We start from the raw sequence: 25,002 nt of genomic DNA on the forward strand, positions 1-25,002 counted from the left end.
ATTGGCCGACGCATGCCGTTCCTATGGCGGTAAGCCGGGAATAGTCATAAGTTGCACTCGTTGTCATTGGTTGCGAATCGACGTTTTTCGCAAAAAAATCCCCGATTCGGATCGCGGCATTCCGTTAATGTGCCGTTTACCGAACGGGGATGTTGTTCTGTTTCCCGCTTATTTATTTTTGGATGTTAGCTTGACGAGATCGCCATCAGCCATTCGTCCTCGTTGGATGATACAAATCCGTAACCATCGGAATATAACCGAGCTGTCGGCTCATGGATAGGATCTGTCCTTTGTGGTGAAATTCGTGAGTAGTCGTGTGGGTAAACAACCAGAGCGGGGTTAGCATTATTGTCTCTTCCTGCCAGGATGGCGTCCCGGGGATTTTAAGATCGGGCTGATCTTCGAATTCGTTCAAAAAATCTCCGACCAGAAGGTCGATTCCGGCAAAAACTTTTCGCATGGCTTGAACATTCGAAAACTGTTCGGCTGGAATGGGCGCGATTGTCCTTTTCAGAGCGAAGCTGCCTAACCAAAAAAGGTAGCAATCCGCCGCATGCGCATGAAGGCTGCGCATCGATGCGCCGCCAAAGCTTTCATGGTCCTTCACATAGTCCGAAGTCGAGAGCGTTTCGCAGTAATGGAATAACACTTCCCTCGTTTGGCGAATCCATTCATATTGCCGGGTTAGTATACTCATGATATTTTTCCATCATCCTTCCAATCGATTCGTCAAGATGATTTTATTGTATGGCAATTCTCCACGTCGTATTTCTTACAGATTGCTGTTTTCGCCACTACACCGCAGTCCATAAGAAACGCAGACAGAATGCGCTGAATTGCGCACATGACAGAGGAGCTTGCCGTAGACAAGCTCCTCTCTATATCCCTATTCCTGTCTCAACCGTACGATATCGCCGATCGAATTATAGATGGTGCGGGCGGATTGCGCATACAGCATTTCGTCGTAGGACTGGAAAATGAACTGCAGAGAAGCCACGACGACAATGCAAATGAATGCGATCAGCAGCAGCAGCACGACCATCAGCTTGTATTTGATCTTCATATCTTTGAAAAGTCGGGATAACCGTACAAGCGATTCCGGCATTCGGAATTCCCCTTTCGCGGCATAACGCAGTCTCCCTTTAAAGATTACCGAATTCCCGGGCCGATGCCAATGAAATATTTCGACATCTGTTATGCAATAATTCGACTGCTTGTTTTCGTCCATGCGAAGCTGCTTCAACAGACAGCCATTGGGAAATCCATTTTGGCAAACCATGCACCTAAACAACAAATTTTTATACATTATTATTTTTTCTCGACATTTTTCCCATGTTTTCGCGGCTTGAATACTGTAAACTGAATCCAAAAAAAGTGGACGCAATGATTTCGAATCTGTATCTGGGCACTTGGATTCGACGGAGCTAGTAGTGCAACCGGCCATCTTTCATCCCAAAGAGGAGTGAAGAAGGAAGATGGAAGAAACCAAGAAGAACTTGGAGATTAACGACATTCTGGAGCAACTGGGAATTGATTTGAATCAGTTCAAGGAATGGAACAACCGGGAGATTGACAACGATAACGGATAAATAAAAGGAAAAAAATCCAGGAAATACCTCCTGGATTTTGAAACATACATGATTCTGCCGGAGAATGCAATTCAGCACTTTAACGCAATACATTGCAAAAGTTTGACAACCATTTGCAATTTTCGCGTTACCCGTAGGGAAGAAACTCGGTGACTTGTACCTCTTTCAACAAATCATGAACTTCATGAATATCGATATGTCCGGTAATCTCATGCATTGCGTTAGAAGCCGCGGCGGCGGTACCCAACATGACGGCTTGCACCCACTCCTCCTCATCCGGCATCGCATCCTTGCGGTCAAAGTAGCTTGCGATGCCGGCAACCATGGCATCCCCGCAGCCCACCGTGTTGACCGTTCGAATGACCGGCGGCTTGACTTGCCAAGCTTTCGAACGGCATACGACAATCGAGCCGTCCTTGTCCATGGACACAACAACAAGCCGCACGCCTCGGGCTAATATGCTTTCAGCCGCGGCAATGATGTCCGCAGCGCTATTTATCGATTTTCCCACTATTTGGACTAATTCATCCCTGTTCGGCTTGCAAAGAAAAGGGGCGCTTTCTATTCCTATCCGAAGCGGTTCGCCGCTGCTGTCCAAAATCGTCAAAGCTCCGGCCTCCTTGGCGATCCCGATTAACGAAGCGTAAGCATCGGATGCTGCCCCCGCCGGCAAACTGCCCGAAAAACATATCACTTTGCTTCGAGCTGATAGCTCGCCTGCTTTTCTTCGCAATTGCTCCCATTCCTGAGGTTCAACCCGGGGGCCCGGCTCCAATATTTCCGTTAGTGTTCCGCGTAAGTGATCCGCGATGGCGAACGCTTCCCGAGTAAGGCTTCCTATGAAAACCGGTTCGCTCGAAATCCCTCTTTTTTGTAATTCCTGATGAACAATTTGCCCGTTCGCTCCGCCAAGGAATCCGGAGGCAGTTACTTTCGAACCCAGAAGATGAGCCACTTTCGCCACATTGTTGCCTTTCCCTCCAGGCTCGGCGATGATTTTCTTTACCCGGTTTACCGAATCGAGCTGAAAATCGTCAATGACATAAAACTTATCGACGGCAGCATTTAAAGTAAACGTAGAAATCACAAACATGACACTCCTTCATCCGATCCATCATCTTATTTGAAGGAAATCGCATGTGCTTTTCCAACTGATCCGCACAAGCTGATTTTTTCGATCGCAAGCCTTTTTACGGCTTCTTTTGCCGGTACCATGTATTTGCGCGGATCCAGCTCCGTCGGATTGTCGATAAACGATTGCTTAATGGAGCCCGAAAATGCGTTCCTGAGTTCAGTAGCAACGTTCATTTTAGCCATCCCCAGGGAAACGCACCGCTTCACTTGCTCCGCAGGAATACCGGAACCTCCGTGCAGTACGAGGGGAACCGATACATTCCTCGCGATCTCGGAAATCCGGTCAAAGGCAATATTGGGCTCGCCTTTATAAATCCCATGGGCTGTGCCAATGGCAGGAGCAAGTGTCGGAACGCCTGTCAATTCGACAAATTCAGCGCATTCTGCCGGATCGGCCAACATGGCATCCTTCTCATCCACTACGATATCGTCTTCCACTCCGCCGACTTTTCCAAGCTCCGCTTCAACATTGACCCCTAAAGCTTTGGCAATTTTGACGACATGTTTCGTTCGCTTCACATTTTCCTCAAAGGGATGCATGGAAGCATCAATCATGACGGACGTATAACCCGCGCGCATACATTGCACAATCAACTCAAACTCTTGGCAATGATCCAGATGGAGGGCGATCGGAACGCTTGCCTTTTGGGCTGCTGTCTGTGCCGCAGCGACAATATAATCCATGCCCAAATGCTTAACTGTACCCACAGTCGTTTGAAGAATAAGAGGAGCGCTGCATTCCTCTGCGGCCTCCACGACGGCCTGAAGCATTTCCAGGGTATGCACATTGCAAGCTACGATTCCGTAGCCATTTTTTCTTGCTTCTATCAATAAAGGGGTAGACGAAACTAATGCCATTCCAACACACCGTCCAATCCGGTTTTTTTATACTTGCTTCGCTTTCATAAACGCGTCTATTTCTTCGAGGGTTACCGTCCCTTCCATCGGTCCTTTTTTCGCAACGGACAACGCTCCGGCTGCGTTGGCATAGTTTACGGCCTCCTGAGCGGACCATCCCAGATTCATCAAGGAAACGAAAGCGCCTGCAAAGCAGTCGCCTGCTCCAGTCGGATCAACCTCGTTCATTTCATATGGAGCAACGTCAAAAAAACCATGCGGCTCATACACCCGGCACCCTTTGCTTCCCCTCTTTACAATGACGAATGCCGCTTTTTGATTCAGGACTGAGCGGGCAGCCTTCTCCTCATCCTCAATGCCTGTGATCCACTTCAACTCTTCCTGCCCGGGCAAAAATATATCGCAGTTTGCCAGTGCAAACAAAATAAACGCTTTAATTTGATCATTCTCCATAATTTCTTTACGAATATTGGGATCAAAGGAAATTTTTACATCATATTTTTTGGCATATACAATGGCTTGACGAAGAACGGCAATCATTTCTTCATTAAAGGCTGAGCAGCCCACCACATGCAAATAATTGCATCCTGCAAACAGCTCCTCACGCACGTTTTCCCGGGAGATGCATGCACTTGCGGAATCCTTGATCGTATAGATGAAGTCCCGATCCCCATTTTCCTTATAGGTGACAAAAGCAATGCCCGTTGTTTTGTCCGGGACAACGCCGATCTGCGAAACGTCTACTCCATCCTGCTTTAAACGGCTAACATTGATTTTGCCGAATCCGTCATCCCCGACTTTGGAAACGATTGTGCAGGAACTGCCCAGTTTGGCAGCTTGATCGATAAAAATAGCGGGGGCTCCGCTTGGAAACGGCCCGAAAAATTCGCCTGTCTCCTCAAACTTTTGTCCAACTTCCTTTGCCATAACTTCTACCAGTATCTCTCCAATGGTCAAAATCTCCGCCATTTCACCTGCTCCTTAATTAAACCAATCTCTTTTTATTTCTTACATCTACAAAAACGGCAACCAAAATAACTAAACCCTTGACAATTAGCTGATAAAAGTAGGGGACATTCATCAAATTCATTCCATTATTAATGACTCCGATAATAATCGCGCCCAGCAAAGTCCCAAGTATTCTGCCGCTGCCTCCGCTCAGGCTTGTTCCTCCCAGAACCGCTGCGGCAATGGCATCCAATTCATATCCGCTGGCAGCGTTCGGCTGGGCTGAATAAAGACGCGATGCAAGGATAAGTCCGCTAATGGCAGCCATCAAGCTTGTAATGATATAAACCCAAATTTTAATTTTCGGCACTTGAATCCCGGCATAAACCGCCGCTTCTTCATTGCCTCCGGTAATATAAGCACGTCTGCCGAATTTCGTCTTCGATAAAATCACGTGGTTGATAAAGAAAAGCACAAACAATATGATGATCGGAATCTGTATTCCCAAAACGGCATTGTTGCCTAACGCCAAAAACGACGGATCTTTGATGGAAATCGGTACGCCATTCGTTGTAATATAAGCAATCCCTCGATAAATTCCCATTGTAGCTACGGTCACAATAAATGCGGGAATATGCAGTTTCGAAATCAAGACGCCATTAAACGCCCCTAAGACAACCCCAATCAGCAATACCGCCAAGATGACCGCCAGGAACGGAATATTCATTTGCAGCAAAAGCGCTGCAGCCGTTCCCGATAAAGCGATGGTCGATCCGATCGACAGATCGATTCCTCCGATAATCAAAGCATATGTCATGCCGAACGCGCTTATTGCAATAATCGAGACTTGAAGAATTATATTCAAAATATTATTGACTTTAAGGAAATAAGGGGAACAGATCGAAAATATAATCATCAGGACAAGAAGTCCGGCTAATATCCCTCCGTACGTTTTCATCAAATGAAGATTGGACACTCTCGCCATTTTGCTGCCGGACGCAGTACTATCGGTATTCGCCACGGTCACTTTCCTCCTGTCGCGTAAAGCATAACTTCATCCTGCGTAGTCGTTGAATAGGTCACTTCTTTAACAATTTTTTTATTTCTCATAATAAGCATCCGGTCACTCATAAACAAAACCTCGGGAAGCTCCGAAGAAATCATAATAATGGCTGTACCTTTTCGCGCAAGCTGCCTCATCAGGCGATAGATTTCATTTTTCGAAGCGATGTCAATGCCCCTTGTCGGTTCGTCGAGAATCAAAATGTCCGGATTCATCTCCAGCCACTTGGCTAAAACAACCTTCTGCTGATTGCCGCCGCTTAAATTAAGGACGGTTTGATGAATGCTTGACGTTTTGACATTTAAGCTGACTACGGCGTTCTCGGCCATTTTGTTTTCTGTCGGGTCATGGATTAAACCGAGTTTGGACAGCAGCTTGTCAAGACTCAAAGCGGTAATATTTCTTTTTACGGTATCCGTTACAACAAGACCTTGCTTGCGACGGTTTTCCGTAATGAACGCTATTTTGTTTTTGATGGCATCCTGCGGATTGTTGATTTTTACTTGTTGACCTTTGATCTTCATCGTTCCGGCGTCAAGCCGGATAATGCCAAAGATTCCCTCAGCCAAGTCAGAGCGACCTGCGCCCATTAAACCGAAAATGCCAAGAATCTCTCCTGATTTTACTTGCAAATCGACCTGTTCGAACTTACCTGTTTTCGTAAAGTTTTCTATTTCCAGCACGACGTTCGAACCGATTTCATAATCCCGTGTCGGATAAATGTCCGTTAATTGCCGCCCTATCATCATTTGGATCAACCGGTTAATATCCGCTTCTTTCTTCTCCACCGTAGCGATATAGGTTCCGTCGCGCATGACGGTAATTTCATCGGATATTTGCAGCAGCTCATCCATGCGGTGAGAAATGTAGATAATCGCTACGCCGTTTGCCTTCAGCTTTTCAATATTGTCAAACAGCACTTCCGTTTCCTTGCTGCTTAGAGCTGAGGTAGGTTCGTCCATAATGATCACTTCGGATTGAAAAGACAACGCTTTAGCTATTTCCACCATCTGTTGTTGTGAAATGCTCAAATCCTTAATAAGCGCAGTCGGCGAAATGTCCAGTTCCATTTGCTGCAAAAGCTTTTCGGCAGCTTTATTTAATTTTTTGTCGTTAATAAAAAATCCGTTCGCAGGCTCGCGATTGGCAAATATATTTTCCGCAACGGTTAGATTGGGACACAAACTAAGCTCCTGATAAATAATGCTAATGCCTCTCTCTTGAGCATCCTTCGGATTTTGCAGCCGGATGCTCTCCCCTTTAAATACGATTTCCCCTTCGTCAGGCTGATGGACTCCCGAAATGATTTTCATCAGCGTCGACTTCCCCGCGCCGTTCCCGCCCAGAAGCGTGTGAACGCGTCCCTTCTTCACCTGCAAGCTGACGTTTGAAAGGGCGGCTACGCTTCCAAACGACTTCTTGATGTTTCTAAGTTCGAGTATCGTTTCGTCACGCATAACAACACCTCTAATGAGATAATGAGAAGCCTTCCCGGGTACCTACCTGGAAGGCATCGAAGGATTATTTCTTCTCTCCGTCCTTGGAGAAGACGCCTGGTGTAATCGGAATCAATTTGTCGACGGGCTCTTTGTTAATGACTTTCAACGCTGCATCTACACCTTGCTTGCCGATTTCATCCGGATGCTGCGTGATAACGGAGAAGAACGATTTTTCGCTTTTAACCGCATCTTTCGCTTCTTGCATCCCATCAAAACCGATGACTTTGATTTGATCTTCTTTGCCTGCCGATTTGATCGCAGCCACTGCAGCCAATGCTGCGTCGTCACCGAAGCCGAAGATCCCCGCCAGATCGCCGTTCGATTGAATCATATTTTGAGCTGCCGTCAAAGCCTCCGGTCTTGTAATGCCCGGCTGTTCAGCGACAACTTTAATGTTGGGATGTTTGGCGAGAGCTTCCTTAAATCCTGTCACCCGGTCAACAACCGATTGTACGGTAGGATAACTGATAATAGCGACTTTTCCTTTATCGCCGATCGCTTTGGCCATTTCTTCGCCGGCAATCTTTCCGCCGGTTAAGTTGTCGGTAGCGACGTGAACGTCCGTTTCACCGCCCACAGCCGGAATGTCTACTGTAATTACCGGGATATGAGCCGCTTTCGCTTTGCTGATCGCCCCTGCAACGCCTTTCGAATCGACAGGACTCATAACGATCGCATCCACTTTTTTGGTAATAAAGTCTTCGATGTCCGACAACTGCTTATTCAAGTCTTGATTTGCAACGGATACTTGCAGATCGACGCCTTTTGCTTTCGCTTCCGTTTCCATTGCATTTTTCAGAGAAACATAAAAAGGATGCTGTTGAGTCAATAAAGAGGCGCCAATTACAATTTTATGAGCGCCCGAGCCTTGGCCCGACGCAGCGGAGTTGGCGTCTTTAGACGTAGAACTGCCTGCTCCCGTGTTAGTTCCGCATGCCCCCATAACAAACAAACTGGAAACTACAAGCGCTTTCAAACCACCATTTAAAACCTTGTTCATTTTTTTCTTCCTCCTTTTTTTGGTTAAGCTGGATGCAACATTTTTTTATGGAAAATTCGATCTAAAACATCGTTTTGACCGAATCTGTTGCTATAAGCTGCGTCTTCAAACGCTGAATTTGTGGAAATCGGCTGTAATCTCCGTTTATTCTTTTTAACAAAATTTCCGCGGCTTGGATGCCGATTTCCCGGGAAGGCTGTACGACGACGGATACGGGCGGATTAAACATTTGGAAAAGCTCCGTTTGGTCATATCCGCATAACGATATATCCTTGCCCATTTGAAGCCCTTTTTCCATTAAAACTTTCATCGAGTTGACCGTTATAGGATAGTTGGTCGTAAGAATCGCAGTAGGCTTGTCCTCGAGACTCATCAGTTGATCAAAAGCTTCGATCCCCCCCAATTTAGAATACTCCGAATAGACGATGTAATCTTCGTTCACTTCAATGTTGTAATCGTTTAAAGCGCGAAGATAACCGGTTAACCGTTCTTTCGCCGTATAAATTTTTTGCGGCCCGGCGATAATTCCGATTTTTTGATGCCCTTTGTTAATAATCATTTCGACGGCTGAATACGCCCCATTGACGTTATCGCATACGACGGCATCCAATTCGCGGCCTTCTACCAGGCGATCGATCAAAACAACAGGGATGCCGCTTTCCGTCATTTCGTCAACATGCAGTTCCGTAGAGGTGACAGGCATGACGATCACGCCGTCCACGCATTTATTTTTTAAATATTTGAGCTTTTCCTTCTCCTGCATAACATTTTCGTTTGAACTGCACACGACAATTCCATAATTCAGCGGGTTTAAAACTTCTTCCATCCCCTCAATCACTTGCGTGCAAAAAATATCGCTTATTCTTGGTATAAGCACGCCGACAGTAAACGTTTTATTGGTTCTGAGCCCTCTAGCAATCGGGTTTAAAGAGAAATTGAGCCGTTCGATGGCATCTTCGATCTTCAGCCGGTTATCTTCCTTTATTTTGTACCCGTTGATATATCTCGATACGGTTCCGACCGAGACATCCGCCAGTTTGGCCACGTCTTTAATGGTTGTCAATAGTTTCACCGCTCTCACTTGAATCGATTCAATTTTTTCAATTTAATTTCGCCTCGAAATGCTATTGCGCATTTATTAATATACTGCCGATAAGCGCTTTCGTCAATCTGTTTTATTAAAATTATTACAATATCATGCTAAATTCGGTTTATAAAATTGAATCGTTTCAAAAAATGTATATCATTAAAAACGCCGACCCCTGAATGGAGTCGACGCTTCGGCGCTTACTTCGATGTAATGTTCATAAAACGCGGGTTTTGGGCGGCAAGCTATACCTCAATAGGATGGGGGCGAACCATACTTCGGACGTTGGGCCCCGGTCACCATCAGCAAAATCCCCGTAATCAGGTGTAAAACCCAGCCCAGAAACGGTATCCACGCGAGCAGCGACGTGATGATGCCGAGCACGGAACCATAAAAGGGTTCTTTGTTGTTAGCTGAAAGAATCAAGGTGATCAGGTGCAGGATAAACATGATTCCGAGCACCGTGTAGGAGCTGCCCATCACAATGACTCCGCCCAGCACAGGAATAGCCAGAACCAATTCGAATGCCCCGGTCAGCCATTTTAGCACTCTGGAACTACTCAATGTCAACGCCTCCTTGGGTCGTATTTACCATTCATTGTAGCAAATTTAACAAAACATGGATATGCGTTTTTTACCCATGCTTCAAAGGCGCGTCAACATACAGCCTGACGGTCTGTACCAGATCGACAATATTGCCGGTCAAATCGCAGGAAACTTTCGGCGGTCGCCCTAGCGTATAAAGCTGAGACGGATCGCTTGTGCGGCGTTGCCGAAGTCCGCGCCGAAAATATTGAGTCCGCCGCGGTGGGCGGCGTCCGCTTTCACTTCAAAGCGGATAACGATCGGTTTTTGCTCGCTCAGCTGCAAATGCTCCAGGCACACGTCGGAGATGCGCTCGCCGTTAAGCTGACTGCCGGTCGGACCGATGGTCCACTCGGTCAAGCTGCCGTATTGCGTTCCCCCGTACCACCACCCCGGAGTCAAAGCCCCTTTCGAGCTGCCGAAATCGCCGGGGCTCGTATATGTTCCTATTTCCAGCCCGTTCACAAATAAAGTAATGTCGGAAAGCCAATCATCATTATATCCCAAATATTCGGAGCAGATTTCGGCGCTTATGGAGATGGATGAAAATCCGGATTGCGCGGGTAGCAGGCTCGGGAAGCGATACTCCAGAAATCCGTCCTCGCTGAACCAGACGAGCTGCGCATCCGCTCGCTCCGGCAAATAAAAGGTGCGCGGATCGTCGGCGTAGCCGATAAGCCCTTCCCTGCCGACCAGCCCGCAAGGAGCTTTGACGAGAAAATCCGTGAACATGCCTACGGGCATCTCCATCGTTTGCAAATGCTCGGCTATGTCGATGGGGACGCTGGGAAGCTCCAGAAGCAAATAATCGCTGCTCCGCGAGCAAATCTTCCCTTTCCCGAGCTTCTGCTCGGATTCGATCAGTCCGGCAGCCTCCAGCATTTGTATATTCAAGGTTACGGTAGGCTGGGCGACGCCCAGATGTTTGCTAAGCTCGGTGACGCTCATCGGTCTTTCACTGACAGCTTCCAATATTCGCAGCCGCAATTCGCTCGAAAGCGCCTTGGCTACCTCCAGCAGCTGGGAGGCGCTTATTTTTTTCGTCGATTCGTTCGTTTGCGTCAACGGATACACTCCTTGGCAGTTTGTTCTTTTGTAAGTGTACCTGTTTTCCCCGTACATTGCAAAATATCGATGGTCATAAGGAAAATTATATGTAACCGCTTTAAAATCATTTACATATTCATATGTATATTGTAATATTACAATGTATATATGAATATCATAATGTCTACGAGGTGGAAAAATATGCTTAGACCGGAATACCCGCGTCCTCAATTTATCAGAAACGACTGGCTTAACTTGAACGGCGAATGGCAGTTTGACTACGACGATCAGGATGAAGGCATTCGTCAGACCTGGTATGAGGGGAGGACGATGGGCAGGCGCATCCAGGTTCCGTTTTGCTACCAAAGCAAGCTTAGCGGAATTGGCGAAACGGAATTTCATGACATCGTCTGGTATCGCAAGGACGTGACGCTGCCGCCCGAATTTGCGGGAAAGCGGGTCCTGCTTCACTTCGGCGCTGTCGATTACGATGCCCGCGTATGGGTAAACGGCAAACTGGTTGCCGCGCACGAAGGCGGACATACCCCTTTTTCCGCGGACATCACCGGCGCTTTGCAAGACGGCAGCAATTCGATTGTTGTCCGCGCGCAGGACTACAGCAAGGATGTTACGCTTCCCCGGGGCAAGCAGTATTGGGAGGAGAAATCGCGCGGCATATTTTACACACGTACGACCGGTATTTGGCAGACCGTTTGGTTGGAACCCGTACATGACATTTATTTGGCCAAGACAAAGCTGACACCGGATATTGACCGCAACGAAATTCACGTGCGCGCGTTCTTTAACGGCCCGCTCAAACAGTCTGGCGCCATGCTTAAAACAATCGTATCGTTTGGCGGAGAAATCGTGGCCGAAGACGTCATTTTGCTGCAGCAAGAGGAAGAAGCGAGAACGATTAAACTTCACGATTTTAACGACCACGGGCTCGGACGCTGGTGGACACCGGAAAAACCGAACTTGTACGATATCGAATTTATTGTGACCGTTGACGGCCGGGAGGTGGATCGCGTTCGAAGTTATTTTGGAATGAGAAAAATATCGGTGGTGGACGGGCAGCTTCTTTTGAACAACAGACCCTATTATATGAAGCTCGTTCTCGATCAAGGATATTTTCCGGACGGTCTTTTGACGCCCCCTTCCGACGACGCCATCCGACAAGATGTGGAATTGACCAAGGCGATGGGTTTCAACGGAGCACGCAAGCATCAAAAAGTCGAAGATCCGCGTTATTTGTATTGGTGCGATAAGCTCGGATTGCTCGTGTGGGGCGAAATGGCCAACGCCTATGCCTACTCGGAGCGTTATGTCGAAAGGGTTACGAAAGAGTGGATCGAAGCAATCGACCGGGATTACAACCATCCCTGCATTGTGGCTTGGGTGCCGATCAACGAAAGCTGGGGAGTTCCTAACATCCTGGTCGATTCGCTTCAGCAATTTCATGCCCTGTCGATGTATTATTTGACCAAATCGCTCGATGCGACACGTCCGGTCATATCCAACGACGGCTGGGAGCATGTAAAATCGGACTTGTGCACGATCCACGATTACGAGAGCAAAGAAGAGGTGCTTGCAGAGCGGTACAGCTCCGCGGTGAAGGCAGTCGGCGCGAAGCCGGGCCGCCGCTGGATTTATGTTCCGGGCTATAAATACGAGAACGAACCGATCATCGTCTCCGAGTTCGGCGGAATCTCCTTCCGCAAGAGCGACTGGGAAGGCTGGGGTTACTCCTCGGCCGCCAGCGACGAGGATTTTGTCAACCGCCTGACGGCCGTCGTGCATCCTCTTCTGCAATCCCCGGTTGTGCAGGGCTTCTGCTATACCCAGCTGACGGACGTGGAGCAGGAGATCAACGGGCTGCTTACCTACGACCGCAAGCCGAAGATTCCTTTGGAGTGGATTCGCCAAATCAACGAAGGCCAAAAGCCGAGCATCGAAGCGGAGTAATAAACCAGCCCATCAACTCGCAGCTAAGCAAGATTTGGCCCGCAAAGCGAAGAAGTCCTTGGCAGTCAAGGACTTCTTCGCTGCATTTTAATAGGCTAATATATCGTTGATCTTCTTCTCCAGCGCCGCGAGTCCTTCTTGCGGATCGAGCCCCTTAAGTACGATGCTTTGGAGATCCTCGGAAAGCGTTGTATAGATCGCCGTATATTTGTCGCTTTGCGGCGCAAATTTCACATGATGCCGCGCTTCGATGAACAGCTTGCGGTACGGCATCTGCCGGTACGCCTCGCTTTGCACGACCGCCCGATTCGCCGGCACATGTCCGGCCTCCCCCCAGGTGGTCCCGCCGACTTCGGAAAAATATTTCATAAACGTCATTGCCGCAAGCCGCTTTTCCTTTTTCACATAAGCGGGGACCACCAGCGTGTGGGAGCTGCCCCAATGCATAGGGCTGCCGAATATGGGCGGAAGGGGCATAATGCCTGCCTGCAAAGACTTTTCGCTTAAATGATGGCCAGCTTCCCAGACGCCTCCGAACCATAGTGCGGCTTTCCCCTCGTGGAAGGAATCCCACGGGGTTTTATCGCTTAAATCGGTCAAACGATTGGCATAAAGCTGCTGGTAAAATTTCAACACGCTTAGCGCTTTTTCATTGTTGATCGCCGCTTTCGTCATATCCGGACTGAGCAAGTCGCCGCCCGCTTCATAATACAAGTCCAGAAACGGCTCCTGAAAGAAAGGCGTGTTCACCGCGAAAGGCTGAACGCCCGGGACTTTCGTTTGAATTTGCCGCAGCATGCGGATGAAGCCTTCCGGGGAAAGCTCACCGAGCTTCGGGGTGTCATCCTCATTCAGCAAACCGGCTTTTTGCAGAATCGTTTTGTTATAATACAGCATGTGAAAATGCGTATCGATCGGTACCGCATAAGGTTTGCCCTGGAAGATCACATCCCGCATGTTGGCGTCTTCAATTGCTCTGAAATCAAAACCCGCTTCGCCTGCCAAACTATCAAGCGACGTTATCTGCTTCGCCTTGACGAAGGGCAGTATTCGATCGGCATGCACAACGGCGACATCCGGCCCCTTCCCGGAAGATAGCGCCGTACTCAGCTTCACGTAATACTCGTTGGATTCCAGACGAAGCTGCTTGACGAAAACCTGTTTCTGCGAAGCGTTAAAGCTTTGAATGATTTGCCCGGCAAAATCTCCTTCTCCGCCGCCGAACGGATTCCAAAACCAAATCTCGACGGGGGGTTGGTTTTCCGGCTTCCATTCTTTGTTTGCCGTGGCTTGCTCCGCACTCCCATCCGGGGTGTTCAAGCACCCCGACAAGGTGAGCATCAGCATGAAAACGAGCGGTACGATAAGGCGTTCACGCTTTATGAACATCAAAATGATCATCGCTCCTAAGCAAACCTGCTTTGTTGAACAGTAAGCGTTTGCAGTGAAATTCAAGGGGAAAGGGACGGCTAGCTTTCTCCTCTAAACCGATTCCGATATTCCGAGGGGGAAACGTAAACGATTTTTTTAAACACCTTGGAAAAATATTTAGGATCCGGGATCCCCACCAGATGTCCTATGTCCGCCGTCTTGAGCTCGCTTCTCAGCAATTCCTTGGCTTTCTCGATGCGAATGCGCGTTAAATGCTCCAGAAAACTTTCGCCCATTTCTTTTTTGAACAGGTTGGCAAAATAATTTTTGCTTAAATGCACCAAACTGCTGATCGAATGCAAAGAAATTTCCTCTTGGTAGTGCTGCTGCATATATTGCGCCGCTTTAACGATACGGTTACGGTCGTTATTATAAACTTGAATCATGTGCCGGACAAGCTCCTCGAATGCTTGCAGGAACCAGGCCTTGCTCATCTCGATCGTCTCGAGCTTGGAAAGCTCTTCGAAGTATTGCTTCTTCAAATCAAGAACGCTCCGCTGATCGCTGGATACATCCGACCAAAGGGTCGTAAGCAGAATCAAGAGCTCCAAAGATATGATGTGCACCATTTCGGGATCTTTGCGGGAAGCGAGCTGCCCGAACAAATCTTCCAAGTACGCCTGCAATTCCTTGGACTGATAAGCGTAAACCATGGAATGAATATGATTGGTGCTGACTTTCAGATTCTCGGCATGCCGGCTTTCTGCCGGAACATAATCCACGCCGTACACAATGACTTTGCCGCTGCCGACAAACATCTTATGCTTGGCCGCGGACAAAGCTTGCTCATAAGCGTGGTGCAGCTCGCCCCAAGATAAGATCCCACCGCTGACCCCAATCGTGCAAACCATCGCATAGCTATCCATAAGATGAGCGAGGAGCGCCTCGGCAATCTCCCTCACGGCCTTTGAACCTAAAATGATTTCTGCGCCTGAAAATAAAATGACATTCATTTCGCCCTGCTTATCGGGAAACATTTCGCAGCCGGCGCCATGTTCGTCGGCCACAACGCTTTCCAACGCCTTTCTTATATAGGCCTGCTCTTCCGTGACACTGAGCTGCAAAGCGTTCTTGCTGAGATGCAGCACATACATCGGCAGCCTGTTATCCTGAAGTCCCAGGCTTTCAATCGAATTTTGTATCCGCTCGGAATCTGCCGGGGAGCCTTGAACAAGCTCAAGCAGAAGCTTTTCTTTTAACATGGGCTCAACCGCTGCCGACCGCTTCTCAACGCTAATCGAAGTGGTTTCTTCAATAGCTTCCTTCACCTTCATCAAGGCCTCTTCAAAATCCCGCGGCATCATATCCGACTTGATTAAATACTCCGAAACCCCGTAACGGATCGCTTCCTTGGCGTATTGAAAATCCTCCAAATTGCTGAGAATCAATATTTTCATGTGCGGACTTATTTTCCGTACTTCCCCTATTAAAGCCAGTCCGTCCATCACCGGCATCTTAATGTCGGTGATCAGAATATCCGGCGGCTCCCGCCTGATGAGATCAAGGGCCTCCTGTCCGTTGGAAGCTTCGCCGATAACGGTTAATCCCACCTTTTCCCAATCGATCATAGAGCGAATTCCGTACCTGACAATATATTCGTCTTCGACAATCACAACGCGAAGCATAAGGATCCCCCCTACTCCATATAAGGAAGCCGAATACCGATCCGCGTACCGGCTCCGGGCTCGCTTATAATGTCAATGCCATATTGTTTACCGCAAATCAGCTTGATCCGCTCATCCACATTGGCCAGGCCGATACCGCCTGTTTTTTCACCGGATGACTCCCGATTCATATTGTAGCCTCTTACATCGGTCTGTTCCATCCCGCGCCCATTATCCGCCACTTCAAACCGGATGCCGGCTCCGGGATGGTGCGTGCAGCTGATATGAATCACCCCGCCCGTCTCCCGGTCCGTGAAGGCATGGAGTATCGCATTCTCCACAATCGGCTGCAAAATCAGCTTCGGCGTCCGGAGTCTATGAACACCCTCGTCAAGATGAATAAACGTTTCAATATGAAAGTTAAACCTGAACCTCTGAATTCCGAGGTAACATTGGACATGCTCGATTTCTTCTTCAACCGTGACCGTTTCTTCTCCCTTGCCCAGACTGATCCGGAGCAGTCGCGACAGCAGGCTGACCATTTCCGCAGCATGATTCGCCTTCTGCAGCAGCGCCGTCCATTTGATGATATCCAGCGTATTATACAGAAAATGAGGATTGATTTGCGCCTGCAGCGCTTTGAGCTCCGCCACCCGTTTATGATTCTGTTCTTCATAAACCGTCTTGAGCAGCTCGTCGATTCTGGTGACCATGTAGTTGAAATTTTCACCCAATATATCAAATTCGTCGTTGCGCGGCTTCGCCTTGAAACGAACGCTTAAATCTCCCGACATCACCTGCCGCATCATACGAATCATGTTCAAGATAGGCCTGGAAATGGAATTGGCCAAGAACATGGCCGTCAGGATTGAAAAAAGAATACAGATGGCCGCTATGATCATAATGATTTGCAGCAGCCGATTGGAGTCCTTATACAAGGACGATTCCGAGATCACATTCACAACGGTCCAGTCGTTGGTATGCAATTTTTTATAATTCACGATCAGCCGTTGACCGTCGTTCTCAAGCGGAAAGCCGGACTCTTCCAAGGGAGACCGTGCGATTTGCGTGTAACCGTTTTCGCCCAAGACCGTCTTCACACTGCTGCCCAGGAACCGGCTGTCCGGGTACGAAATGATTTGTCCGTTGCCGTCGATGACGAAACTTTGGATATCGATGTTGCTCTTCGTCGTTTTAGCGCCGATTTCCTTCAGCACGTCCTCGCGAATGTCCAGCACCGCAACAATGCCGATCGGACTGTCGTCCGTCGTCTTGTAAATCTGTTTGGCCAGCGAGAACACGTGGACACTCTGTGAATTTAAACTGTCTACATACGTGCCCAGCCTGGTCGGAAACCAGCGAAAATTGCTTCCGTCCTCCAGCGTCTGCAGAAACGGAGCCACTTTTTCGTTCGAGCGGTCGCCCCAGCGGTAAATTCCTTTTATATAATGCTTCGGGGATATAAAGGAGATCGATTGAAAGTCCTGATTGATCGCAATGATCGTCGATAACTTCGTCGTCAGGGTCAGGCTGTCCAGGTCATACGGTGCCCCTTGTGTGCTGTCAAGCGTCCGCAGCATGGAGACGATTTCGTTATTGTTCACGACCTGCATCATCATATCTTTATAAATCCCCAGCCGGGTATCTATGTTCTCGGCCGTTTGCTTCAGCAGCTGTTCGGAGTATTCCGTCACCTTATGATTTATCGCCGATTTGGAAATGGAATAAGAAATAAACCCCATGGCGAGCAAAGGAGTTAACGAAAAAAGAAATAAAAGCAGCATCCATTTGTAGCGTATGCTGCTCGTCCATATATGCAACCATGAAATAAATCGATTCCACCGGGATCGGCCGAAAGTTCCTGATGTCCGGGTCAATGATGAAGCCCCCTTTCCAGTTAGGGGGAAGCCGGGTTAACCTTTAATTCCCGACATGGCCACCCCTTGAACGATATGACGCTGCAAAATCGCGAACACCAGAATGGTTGGAATCGCAGCAAGCGCGCTGGCCGCCATAATCAGATTTAAGGACATCGTATTATTCGACAAAAAGGTGGGAAGTCCTGCCGATAAGATCATGTTTTCCTGTGAGGTAATCGACAAATAAGGCCACAGAAAATTGTTCCACGATAAGATGAAGAAAAATATGCCCACCGATACCATAGCCGATCTCGTAAGCGGAAGGCAAATCCGCCACCAGAGGGCGAAATTCCTGCACCCGTCCAGCTGCGCCGCCTCGATATAATCCTTGGGGACCCCATCCATGAACTGCTTGAGCAGCAGGATGCCGACGGGATTCGTAAGCCCCGGAAGAATAATGGCCCAAATGTTATCAATGAGCTTAAGGTGCAGAGCCGTTTCATAAAGCGGAATGAGTATCGCTTCGGTTGGAATGAGCAGGCCCGATACGATCAGCAGATAGAACCATGCTCTCGATTTAAAGGGCAGTTTGGAGAAGGAGAATGCCGCGAGCGAGCTGAGCAGTAACGAAAGCACCGTCGTCAGCACACCGATCACCGCGCTGTTCCAGGTCCATCTCAAAATGGGCGAATCCTTAATGAGCTTCACATAATTGTTTACATTCAGATCCGAAAATTTGAGCCAATCGTGGGGCGTATAGACATGGACTCCATCCGGTTTAAGAGACACGAGCAGCATCCAGATGAGCGGAAAAATAAATAGTATGGCGAGCACCACGGCGATGACATTAAGCGCGATCGATTTCATGTTCAACCTCCGTCAGTCTTTACTGTCCGTTAATTTAAGTTGAATCGCTGCGATCAGCAGCATGATAAGGCAAAATACGATGGACTGCGCGGAAGCAAGACCGAACATATCTTTTTTAAAACCGGTGACATAAATGTAGCGGATCATCGTATTCGTGGAGTCTCCCGGACCGCCGCCCGTCATGATTTGCACTTGCCCGAACAGCTTCAAACTCGCGATGATCTGGTAAAACACCTGTATTTTCATGACTCTCGACAAACCCGGCAGCGTAATATGCCAAAATTGCTTCCAGGTGCCTGCGCCATCTATTTTCGCAGCTTCGTAATGATCCGTCGGTATTTCCTGCAAACCGGCCAGAAACAACACCATCACGAATCCTACCGTCCACCAATCCGTCGTCAGCGTAATGGCCCACCATGCAAAATGTTTGTCGGTCAGCCATGGGATATCTCCGGGCAGACCCACGAGCTTAAGCAGCGCATTAATCGGACCGTACTTAGGGTCGAACAGCCGCAGCCAAATAAAACTGATGACGGAGACAGACAGCACATAAGGGAGAAAAAACATGGAGCGGATGGCCGTGCGAAACCGGATATTTTGGTTAATCAACAGGGCCAGCGCAAGGCCGAGCGCGATAACGGTAGGCGTGCAGATGAGTACAAAATAAAAAGAGTGCCATACATACAAGTAAAAGTCTTGGTCGGTGAAAATCCTTTTATAATTTCCGAATCCTACAAACTTCTGCATCCCTTGAATGCCCCAGACGTGCAGACTCATCCAGGCCCCGCGGCATACCGGCCAAAGATAGAAGACAGCAAACGGAATGAGGAACGGCAGCAGATAAACGATCGCTTTTAATTCGTTTAGAAAGCTTAATGCATATGGTTTGCGGAGGACCAATGTCCCTTCGCTTTCTCTCACCTTTGTATCCATTGGTTATTCTCCTTGTCTCTTTCTGCAAAACGCGGATGAGGCTGCCCTAGTTCCAAGCCGGAAGCCTCACCCGCTTCTAACCGCAAGATTAGTTGGCTAAAATATCGTTGATTTGTTTCTCCATGTTTTTCAAGCCTTCCTCAGGCGTTTGCTTGCCGAAAACGATGTTTTGCAGCACTTCGGATACCGTCGTTATAATCGTCGTGTATTTGTCGGTTTTCGGTGCGAACTTCACCGTTTTTTGAGCTTCAAGAAAGAAACTTCTGTACGGCAGCTTCTTGTACTCGTCGCTCGATGTAACCGCGCTGTTCGCCGGTACATGTCCTGCTTGCGCCCACGTTTTGCCGCCAACCGCCGAGAAGTACTTCATGAACTTCGCCGCCGCCTCTTGCTTCTCGGGAGTGACATACGACGGAACGACAAGCAAGTGCGAGCTGCCCCAATGCGTCTGGCTGCCGAAAATCGCCGGAAGCGGCATGGCGCCGATGTTCTGCGATTTATCGCCCAGCAGCAGCCCGGCTTCCCATACGCCGCCGAACCATAACGCCGCTTTCCCGTTGTGGAATGAATCCCACGGGTTTTTGTCGTTCACATCGCTGTATTTGTTCTTGTACAGATCCAAATAAAATTTCAATACGCTGAGTGCCTTATCGTTGTTGATCGCCGCTTTGGTTAAATCCGCATTGAGCAAGTCGCCGCCGGCTTCGTAGTACAAATTCAGGAAAGGCTCTTGAAAATAAGGCGTATTTACCGCCAGCGCCTGCACATCGGGCACTTTAGCCTGGATTTGTGCGAGTGTCTTCTTAAATCCTTCCGGCGAGAGATCGCCCAATTTGGGAGTGCCGTCATCGTTCAGAAGATCGGCTTTTTTGAGCAGATCCTTATTGTAATAAAACATGTGGAAATGCGTATCGAGCGGAATGGCGTACGGCTTGCCGTCATAGGTGACGCTTTTCATGTTGGAGTCCGCAATCTGCTTCAAATCAAATCCGACCTTGGTCGCCAGTTGATCGACGGGCACGATCTGCTTCGCTTTTACGAAAGGCGAGATGCGGTCCACGTGAGCGACCGCCACGTCCGGCCCTTTGGATGAAGATAACGCCGTGCCGAGCTTGGCATAGTATTCGTTGGACTCCAGACGGAGCTGCTTGACGGTCACTTCCTTCTGGGACTCGTTGAAGCCTTTAATGATTTGATCGACGAAATCGCCTTCACCGCCGCCAAACATATTCCAAAACGTAATTTCCACCGGGCCGTTCGCTTTCGTTTCCGCTGCCGGCGAGTCCACGGTTTTGGCACCGCTTTCTTTCGGGCTCGAGCAGCCCGATACGACGAGGGCAAGCGCGATACTTGCCGTCAACATGCTCGTTAACTTCTTTTTCATTTGTTTTGTAAACCCCTCTCTCGCTGATTTATGATTGGAGAAAGCCCTTCCATACTCGCGTAAAAAGTCTCCCTCTCGGTTAATACTTTACAGCGATTAACGTTTGTCCTGAACCGATAAAAAGATCGACTTGGGGGAACAAATTTAAGGTCTGCGCGGTGAAAGAAGCGGCGAAGGTAGACGATCTTACGATGAGTGGCGAAATGTAATATCCTCCCTAGGCAAAAATAAAGAGGAGCCCGGAGGCTCCTCTGCTCGCGCTCATTGATTGTTTACCTTGATATTGTCGAAGCTGACGCTGTTGCCGAACCCGCCGCGCACGCCGACCGTACCGTTCGTATAAGTCGCATCGTCAAAGCTGATCTTCGGCGTTGTCATATCGCCAACGTACACTTTGATATTGCCGTTGTTTACAACCACTTTCATATGGTACCAGGTATTGACTGCGATCGCCGCATTCACCGTACTCAGCGGTGTCCAATTGTTGTTGAACCGCCCCAGCCAAACGAGGCCCTCCGTATCAATGCCGGCCCCATAACCCTTGAGGCTGTCCGTTCCCGTTGAAGGATTCGTCACGTTGAAGATCAGGCTGCCCTGACCTGCGTTATTCAGCTTGATATCCCCTTCCAGCGTGTAGTTTCGGCCGGAAGGGTATGGGGTAAGAACCGACTTGTCCGCACTGCCCGAGGTCAGATTATACGTACCTCCGCTCACATTCCAGCTTCCCCCGTAACGAACCCAGCCGTTATCGTTCGAAGCAAAATCGTTGGTATACGCCGTCGTCAGCGTGCCGAACCGGACTTGAATATTGTGCCCGCCGACGCTGCGGTCGACGGAATCAATAAACGCAATCTCGTTCGCCGCCGTTTGATAAATGGCTCCCCATAACGTATTGCCGAAAGCCGGCACGTCGTTGTCGTACCAAGTATTGCCGAAGTCGTTGCTGATTGAAATCACGTTTGAATTCGAGCTAAGCACAAGTCTTCCGTCCGTCAAGGAAATAATGTACGGCCCGCCGTGTTGATTGGTCGAAACTTTCGTGCCGATGCCGCTGGACCACGTCTTTCCGTCGCCGCTTTTTTTATAAAAAATGTTGCAGCCCTGCGTGCCGCATACTTCGAAAGATACGATGTACTGTCCATTCGCCATTTTCGTCCAAACAGGCATGCCGGGGCGGGATGCGGAGTTGCCCGGATCCCACGCTACAAAAATTTCGCTGCCCCAACTGGCTCCCCCGTTGGTGGAAATTTTCTCCGAAATGATCTGGCTGTAAGACGGATTTTCCGTCACGTGTTTCTCATTCGCATACATCACCGCCAGCGAACCGTCGTTTAAAAAGCCCATATGCGGTTCGTAGACCCCTTTGTCCGGGTTGCCAAGAGATCCCGGTGTGCCGTTATTTTCATCGATGGTGCTTAAATAACTCCAGTTCGATCCCCCATTCGTGCTTTTATACACTTTCAGCTGGTAAGATTCCTGCCAACGGACGGAGCGCATCGCAAGTAAAATATCCCCGTTCGGCAGCTGCGCTAACTGGCCGTTATCCAGGTCCCGTCCGTCCTCCCAAAGCGTGGCCGCCAAGCTCCATGTCCGGCAGTTGTCCGTACTGCGGAACACCTGCAGGCGCGTGCCGCCCCACGATACCTTGGTATAACCGTTATTGTCATAAATCGCCGCGACGGCAAGCCAGTTTCCGTTAGCCAGCTTCAACATCCGCGGATATTCCGAGCCGAATGTACCGGGTCTGATTCCGCGGGCGTCGGGACCGGCATCCGTAAAGGTGTTGATGTTCGTCACCGTTGCCGTGGTTCCCCATGTAATAGGTCCATTCGAGGCGAAAACCGGGACCACGCCGATCACCATGAAGAAGATCAGCGTAACTGACAAAGCGGACAAACTTTTTTTAACCATTCCATTACCTCCTCAAAAATAATAAAACACGGAGATCCGCCAGGCCTATCACGACTCCTTCTATTAAATGCCCCTCCTTCCAATCGAAAGTTTCCACGCTGTAACCCCCTTACATGAACGTTTACAGCCATCCGACATGTAAGGGTTTACATTTCATAGTGTAACGATCCTCTCAGACTGCCAAAACCTAAAATCTGCACGCATTGGGTGAACAATATTATGATTTCCGGCGCTTCTCAAGCTTGCATTAAGAAACCAGGGGGACAAATTTACGATCGTCGCAAATTCAATCGAATCTTTCCTCGCTTCACGAAACTTCAACCCCGCGCCACGGGAAAAAGCCCGGGTGGGAATCTCCCACTCCGGGCATGTTTGCTTCTGCTCGCGCCGCTTGGATGCCGCCTGTCCTTTGTCCTTGGATGCCTATCCCTTCACCGATCCCGCCGCGATCCCTTCCACGATCCGGTTGCTGAGCAGGATGAAAGCGAGCAGGATCGGAATGATGCTGATCATAAGCGTAGCGCCGATCGCCCCCCAGTCCGTCGTATACTGACCGACGAAATTTTGCACCCCGACGGTTAACGTCTTGAATTTGTCCGAGCTGATGAACGTATTGACGAAAATAAACTCGTTCCAGTTATAGATCATGTTGATGATAACCGCGGTTGAAATGACCGATGCCGTCATCGGCAGCGTTATGCCGGCAAACAGCCGATACACGGAGCAGCCGTCCATAACGGCCGCCTCCTCCACCTCCCGCGGAAGCGTGTAATAAAAGCCCAGCTTGATCATAATCGTAATCGGTAAATTAAACGCGATATACGACAAAATGACCGACATCGGCTGATTGGTCAGATGCAGCTTGGTAAACAGGCTGAACAGCGGAATCAGCGTGGAGTGCACGGGAATCATCAGCCCCACCATAAACAAACCCAGCACGAACGATCGCAGCCGCCACTTCATTCGCGTCACGGCGAACGTCACGAAGCTGGCAAGCAGCACGGTCACCGCAACGGCGACCACCGTCATCCAGACGCTGTTGAAAAAGTACGTGCTGATATGCCCCTGGGTCCATACCTTCTCATAATTTTCCCAGCGCAGCTTTTCCGGCAGGGCAAAAGGCGCCAGGTTGAATACTTCCTGGCTGTTTTTCAACGAAAACAACAGCAGCCACAAAAGGGGAAGCACCTGAATGGCGGCAATTCCCGCCAGCGCGATATATAAAATGCCGTACCCGAGGCGGCCCGGCAGCCTGCCGGACCAGGCGGCCGGCTTCGCCGCATATCCCATCGTCTCGTTTCTCATCGGAGTCTCCTTTTCCGTCACGAATATTGAATCGTTTCTTTCCCGGCGGTCGCTTTGCGGATCAACCATGTCATGAACAAGCAGATGAGCAGCAGGAAAAAGCCGATAGCGCTGGCATATCCGAAATCGTAGCCGCTGAACGCTTTGCGATACATGTACGAGGCCATCACTTCGCTGGCGCCGTTCGGTCCCCCGCCGGTCATGACGTAAATCAGGTCGAAATATTTCAACGAGCCTACGACCGCAAGGACGATCGTCACTTTGAAGATTTCGGCGATGAGCGGAATGCGGATTGCAAAGGCGATGCGCCACGGGCCGGCGCCGTCGATGCGGGCCGATTCGATCAGAGAGGCGGGCACATTTTTCAGGGCGGCATAATAGATCAAGATGTAAAACCCCGCGTACTGCCACAGAATCGGAATGAAGATCGCATAGAGCACGATGGACGGGTCGGACAGCCATTCCGGCGTGTGCTCCACCCCGAGCGAGACCAGCATCCGGTTCAGGATGCCGCTGGTCGGGTGGAATATTTTCAACCAGAGCTGGGCAATCGCGACGGAGGACAGCAGCATCGGGATCAGATACAGCTTGCGCAGCAAACCCGCCCCCCGGATTTGCGCCGACAGGATCAGCGCAACGAGCAAGTAGACCAGCAGGCTGAGCGCCGAAAATACCGCCAGCAAAAACGAATGCTTGACGCTGTTCCAAAACAGGCTGTCGCGGAGCAGCTCCTTATAGTTGGCGAGGCCGATGTATGTCATCTTGCCGACGCCGTCCCACTTCATCAGACCGTAGAAACCTGTTAAAACGATCGGCATATAGATGAGGGCGGCGATCAGCAGCAGCGAAGGCAGTACAAACAACGCCACGACGGTTTTGTTGGACATGACTTTATCCACATGTTTCTCTCCTTCCACAGCGAAAAGAAAGAAC

Annotated in this window: 21 protein-coding genes and 1 riboswitch; of the genes, 1 reads left to right on the forward strand and 20 read right to left on the reverse strand. The window is 49.3% G+C overall.

The window, feature by feature from the left end; genetic code table 11:
- Nucleotides 1–205: 205 nt before the first annotated feature.
- The 11 genes from MYS68_RS18325 to MYS68_RS18375 all read right to left on the reverse strand — a co-directional run bounded on the left by MYS68_RS18325 (nt 206) and on the right by MYS68_RS18375 (nt 10,828).
- On the reverse strand, nt 206–697 hold the full coding sequence (locus MYS68_RS18325; RefSeq protein ID WP_248927225.1) for a DinB family protein: 492 nt from the start codon (nt 695–697) through the stop codon (nt 206–208).
- 189 nt (nt 698–886) lie between these two features.
- Nucleotides 887–1,105 carry a hypothetical protein gene (locus tag MYS68_RS18330; RefSeq protein ID WP_248927226.1) on the reverse strand — a complete coding sequence of 73 codons (219 nt, stop codon included), beginning with the start codon at nt 1,103–1,105 and terminating at the stop codon, nt 887–889.
- Nucleotides 1,106–1,367: 262 nt separating this feature from the next.
- A riboswitch (cyclic di-GMP riboswitch) is annotated at nt 1,368–1,451 on the forward strand.
- Between the two features lie 265 nt (nt 1,452–1,716).
- Nucleotides 1,717–2,676 carry a 1-phosphofructokinase family hexose kinase gene (locus tag MYS68_RS18335; RefSeq protein ID WP_248927227.1) on the reverse strand — a complete coding sequence of 320 codons (960 nt, stop codon included), beginning with the start codon at nt 2,674–2,676 and terminating at the stop codon, nt 1,717–1,719.
- A gap of 32 nt (nt 2,677–2,708) precedes the next feature.
- Nucleotides 2,709–3,581 carry a class II fructose-bisphosphate aldolase gene (locus MYS68_RS18340; protein ID WP_248927228.1) on the reverse strand — a complete coding sequence of 291 codons (873 nt, stop codon included), beginning with the start codon at nt 3,579–3,581 and terminating at the stop codon, nt 2,709–2,711.
- Nucleotides 3,582–3,608: 27 nt separating this feature from the next.
- A complete protein-coding gene (locus tag MYS68_RS18345; protein WP_248927229.1) occupies nt 3,609–4,550 on the reverse strand; it encodes a sugar kinase in 942 nt (313 codons plus the stop codon).
- A 16-nt stretch (nt 4,551–4,566) separates the two neighbouring features.
- The gene (locus tag MYS68_RS18350; RefSeq protein ID WP_338043586.1) at nt 4,567–5,550 is read right to left on the reverse strand and encodes an ABC transporter permease; all 984 of its coding nucleotides are present in this window, start codon (nt 5,548–5,550) and stop codon (nt 4,567–4,569) included.
- Nucleotides 5,551–5,552: 2 nt separating this feature from the next.
- On the reverse strand, nt 5,553–7,049 hold the full coding sequence (locus tag MYS68_RS18355) for a sugar ABC transporter ATP-binding protein (protein ID WP_248927230.1): 1,497 nt from the start codon (nt 7,047–7,049) through the stop codon (nt 5,553–5,555).
- A 64-nt stretch (nt 7,050–7,113) separates the two neighbouring features.
- Nucleotides 7,114–8,091: a substrate-binding domain-containing protein gene (locus MYS68_RS18360; RefSeq protein WP_248927231.1), complete on the reverse strand. Its 978-nt coding sequence runs from the start codon at nt 8,089–8,091 to the stop codon at nt 7,114–7,116.
- 61 nt (nt 8,092–8,152) lie between these two features.
- A complete protein-coding gene (locus tag MYS68_RS18365) occupies nt 8,153–9,154 on the reverse strand; it encodes a LacI family DNA-binding transcriptional regulator (RefSeq protein WP_248927232.1) in 1,002 nt (333 codons plus the stop codon).
- Nucleotides 9,155–9,430: 276 nt separating this feature from the next.
- Entirely contained in the window at nt 9,431–9,742 is a 312-nt protein-coding gene (locus MYS68_RS18370) for a hypothetical protein (RefSeq protein WP_248927233.1), read from the reverse strand.
- A gap of 168 nt (nt 9,743–9,910) precedes the next feature.
- A complete protein-coding gene (locus tag MYS68_RS18375) occupies nt 9,911–10,828 on the reverse strand; it encodes an ArsR/SmtB family transcription factor (protein ID WP_248927234.1) in 918 nt (305 codons plus the stop codon).
- 183 nt (nt 10,829–11,011) lie between these two features.
- On the opposite strand from MYS68_RS18375, the gene MYS68_RS18380 reads away from it, so the two are divergent.
- The gene (locus MYS68_RS18380; protein WP_248927235.1) at nt 11,012–12,775 is read left to right on the forward strand and encodes a glycoside hydrolase family 2 protein; all 1,764 of its coding nucleotides are present in this window, start codon (nt 11,012–11,014) and stop codon (nt 12,773–12,775) included.
- 87 nt (nt 12,776–12,862) lie between these two features.
- Here MYS68_RS18380 and MYS68_RS18385 read toward each other — a convergent pair whose 3' ends face one another.
- The 9 genes from MYS68_RS18385 to MYS68_RS18425 form a co-directional block, all read right to left on the reverse strand.
- Nucleotides 12,863–14,164: an ABC transporter substrate-binding protein gene (locus MYS68_RS18385; RefSeq protein ID WP_248930949.1), complete on the reverse strand. Its 1,302-nt coding sequence runs from the start codon at nt 14,162–14,164 to the stop codon at nt 12,863–12,865.
- 80 nt (nt 14,165–14,244) lie between these two features.
- A complete protein-coding gene (locus tag MYS68_RS18390) occupies nt 14,245–15,831 on the reverse strand; it encodes a response regulator (protein WP_248927236.1) in 1,587 nt (528 codons plus the stop codon).
- Nucleotides 15,832–15,842: 11 nt separating this feature from the next.
- Nucleotides 15,843–17,687, reverse strand: a complete 1,845-nt coding sequence (locus tag MYS68_RS18395) for a cache domain-containing sensor histidine kinase (protein WP_248927237.1) — start codon at nt 17,685–17,687, stop codon at nt 15,843–15,845.
- A 36-nt stretch (nt 17,688–17,723) separates the two neighbouring features.
- Complete coding sequence (locus tag MYS68_RS18400; protein ID WP_248927238.1) at nt 17,724–18,536, reverse strand: carbohydrate ABC transporter permease; 813 nt, start codon at nt 18,534–18,536, stop codon at nt 17,724–17,726.
- A gap of 12 nt (nt 18,537–18,548) precedes the next feature.
- Nucleotides 18,549–19,469: a carbohydrate ABC transporter permease gene (locus MYS68_RS18405; protein ID WP_248927239.1), complete on the reverse strand. Its 921-nt coding sequence runs from the start codon at nt 19,467–19,469 to the stop codon at nt 18,549–18,551.
- 88 nt (nt 19,470–19,557) lie between these two features.
- The gene (locus MYS68_RS18410) at nt 19,558–20,853 is read right to left on the reverse strand and encodes an ABC transporter substrate-binding protein (RefSeq protein WP_248927240.1); all 1,296 of its coding nucleotides are present in this window, start codon (nt 20,851–20,853) and stop codon (nt 19,558–19,560) included.
- Between the two features lie 261 nt (nt 20,854–21,114).
- Nucleotides 21,115–22,764, reverse strand: coding sequence for a 3-keto-alpha-glucoside-1,2-lyase-like domain-containing protein (locus MYS68_RS18415; protein ID WP_248927241.1), 1,650 nt, complete (start codon nt 22,762–22,764; stop codon nt 21,115–21,117).
- Nucleotides 22,765–23,187: 423 nt separating this feature from the next.
- A complete protein-coding gene (locus tag MYS68_RS18420) occupies nt 23,188–24,054 on the reverse strand; it encodes a carbohydrate ABC transporter permease (protein WP_248930950.1) in 867 nt (288 codons plus the stop codon).
- A gap of 32 nt (nt 24,055–24,086) precedes the next feature.
- Entirely contained in the window at nt 24,087–24,968 is an 882-nt protein-coding gene (locus MYS68_RS18425; protein WP_248927242.1) for a carbohydrate ABC transporter permease, read from the reverse strand.
- Nucleotides 24,969–25,002: the final 34 nt, after the last annotated feature.

The sequence above is a fragment of the Paenibacillus hamazuiensis genome (assembly GCF_023276405.1).
GTDB lineage: Bacteria > Bacillota > Bacilli > Paenibacillales > NBRC-103111 > Paenibacillus_AF > Paenibacillus_AF hamazuiensis.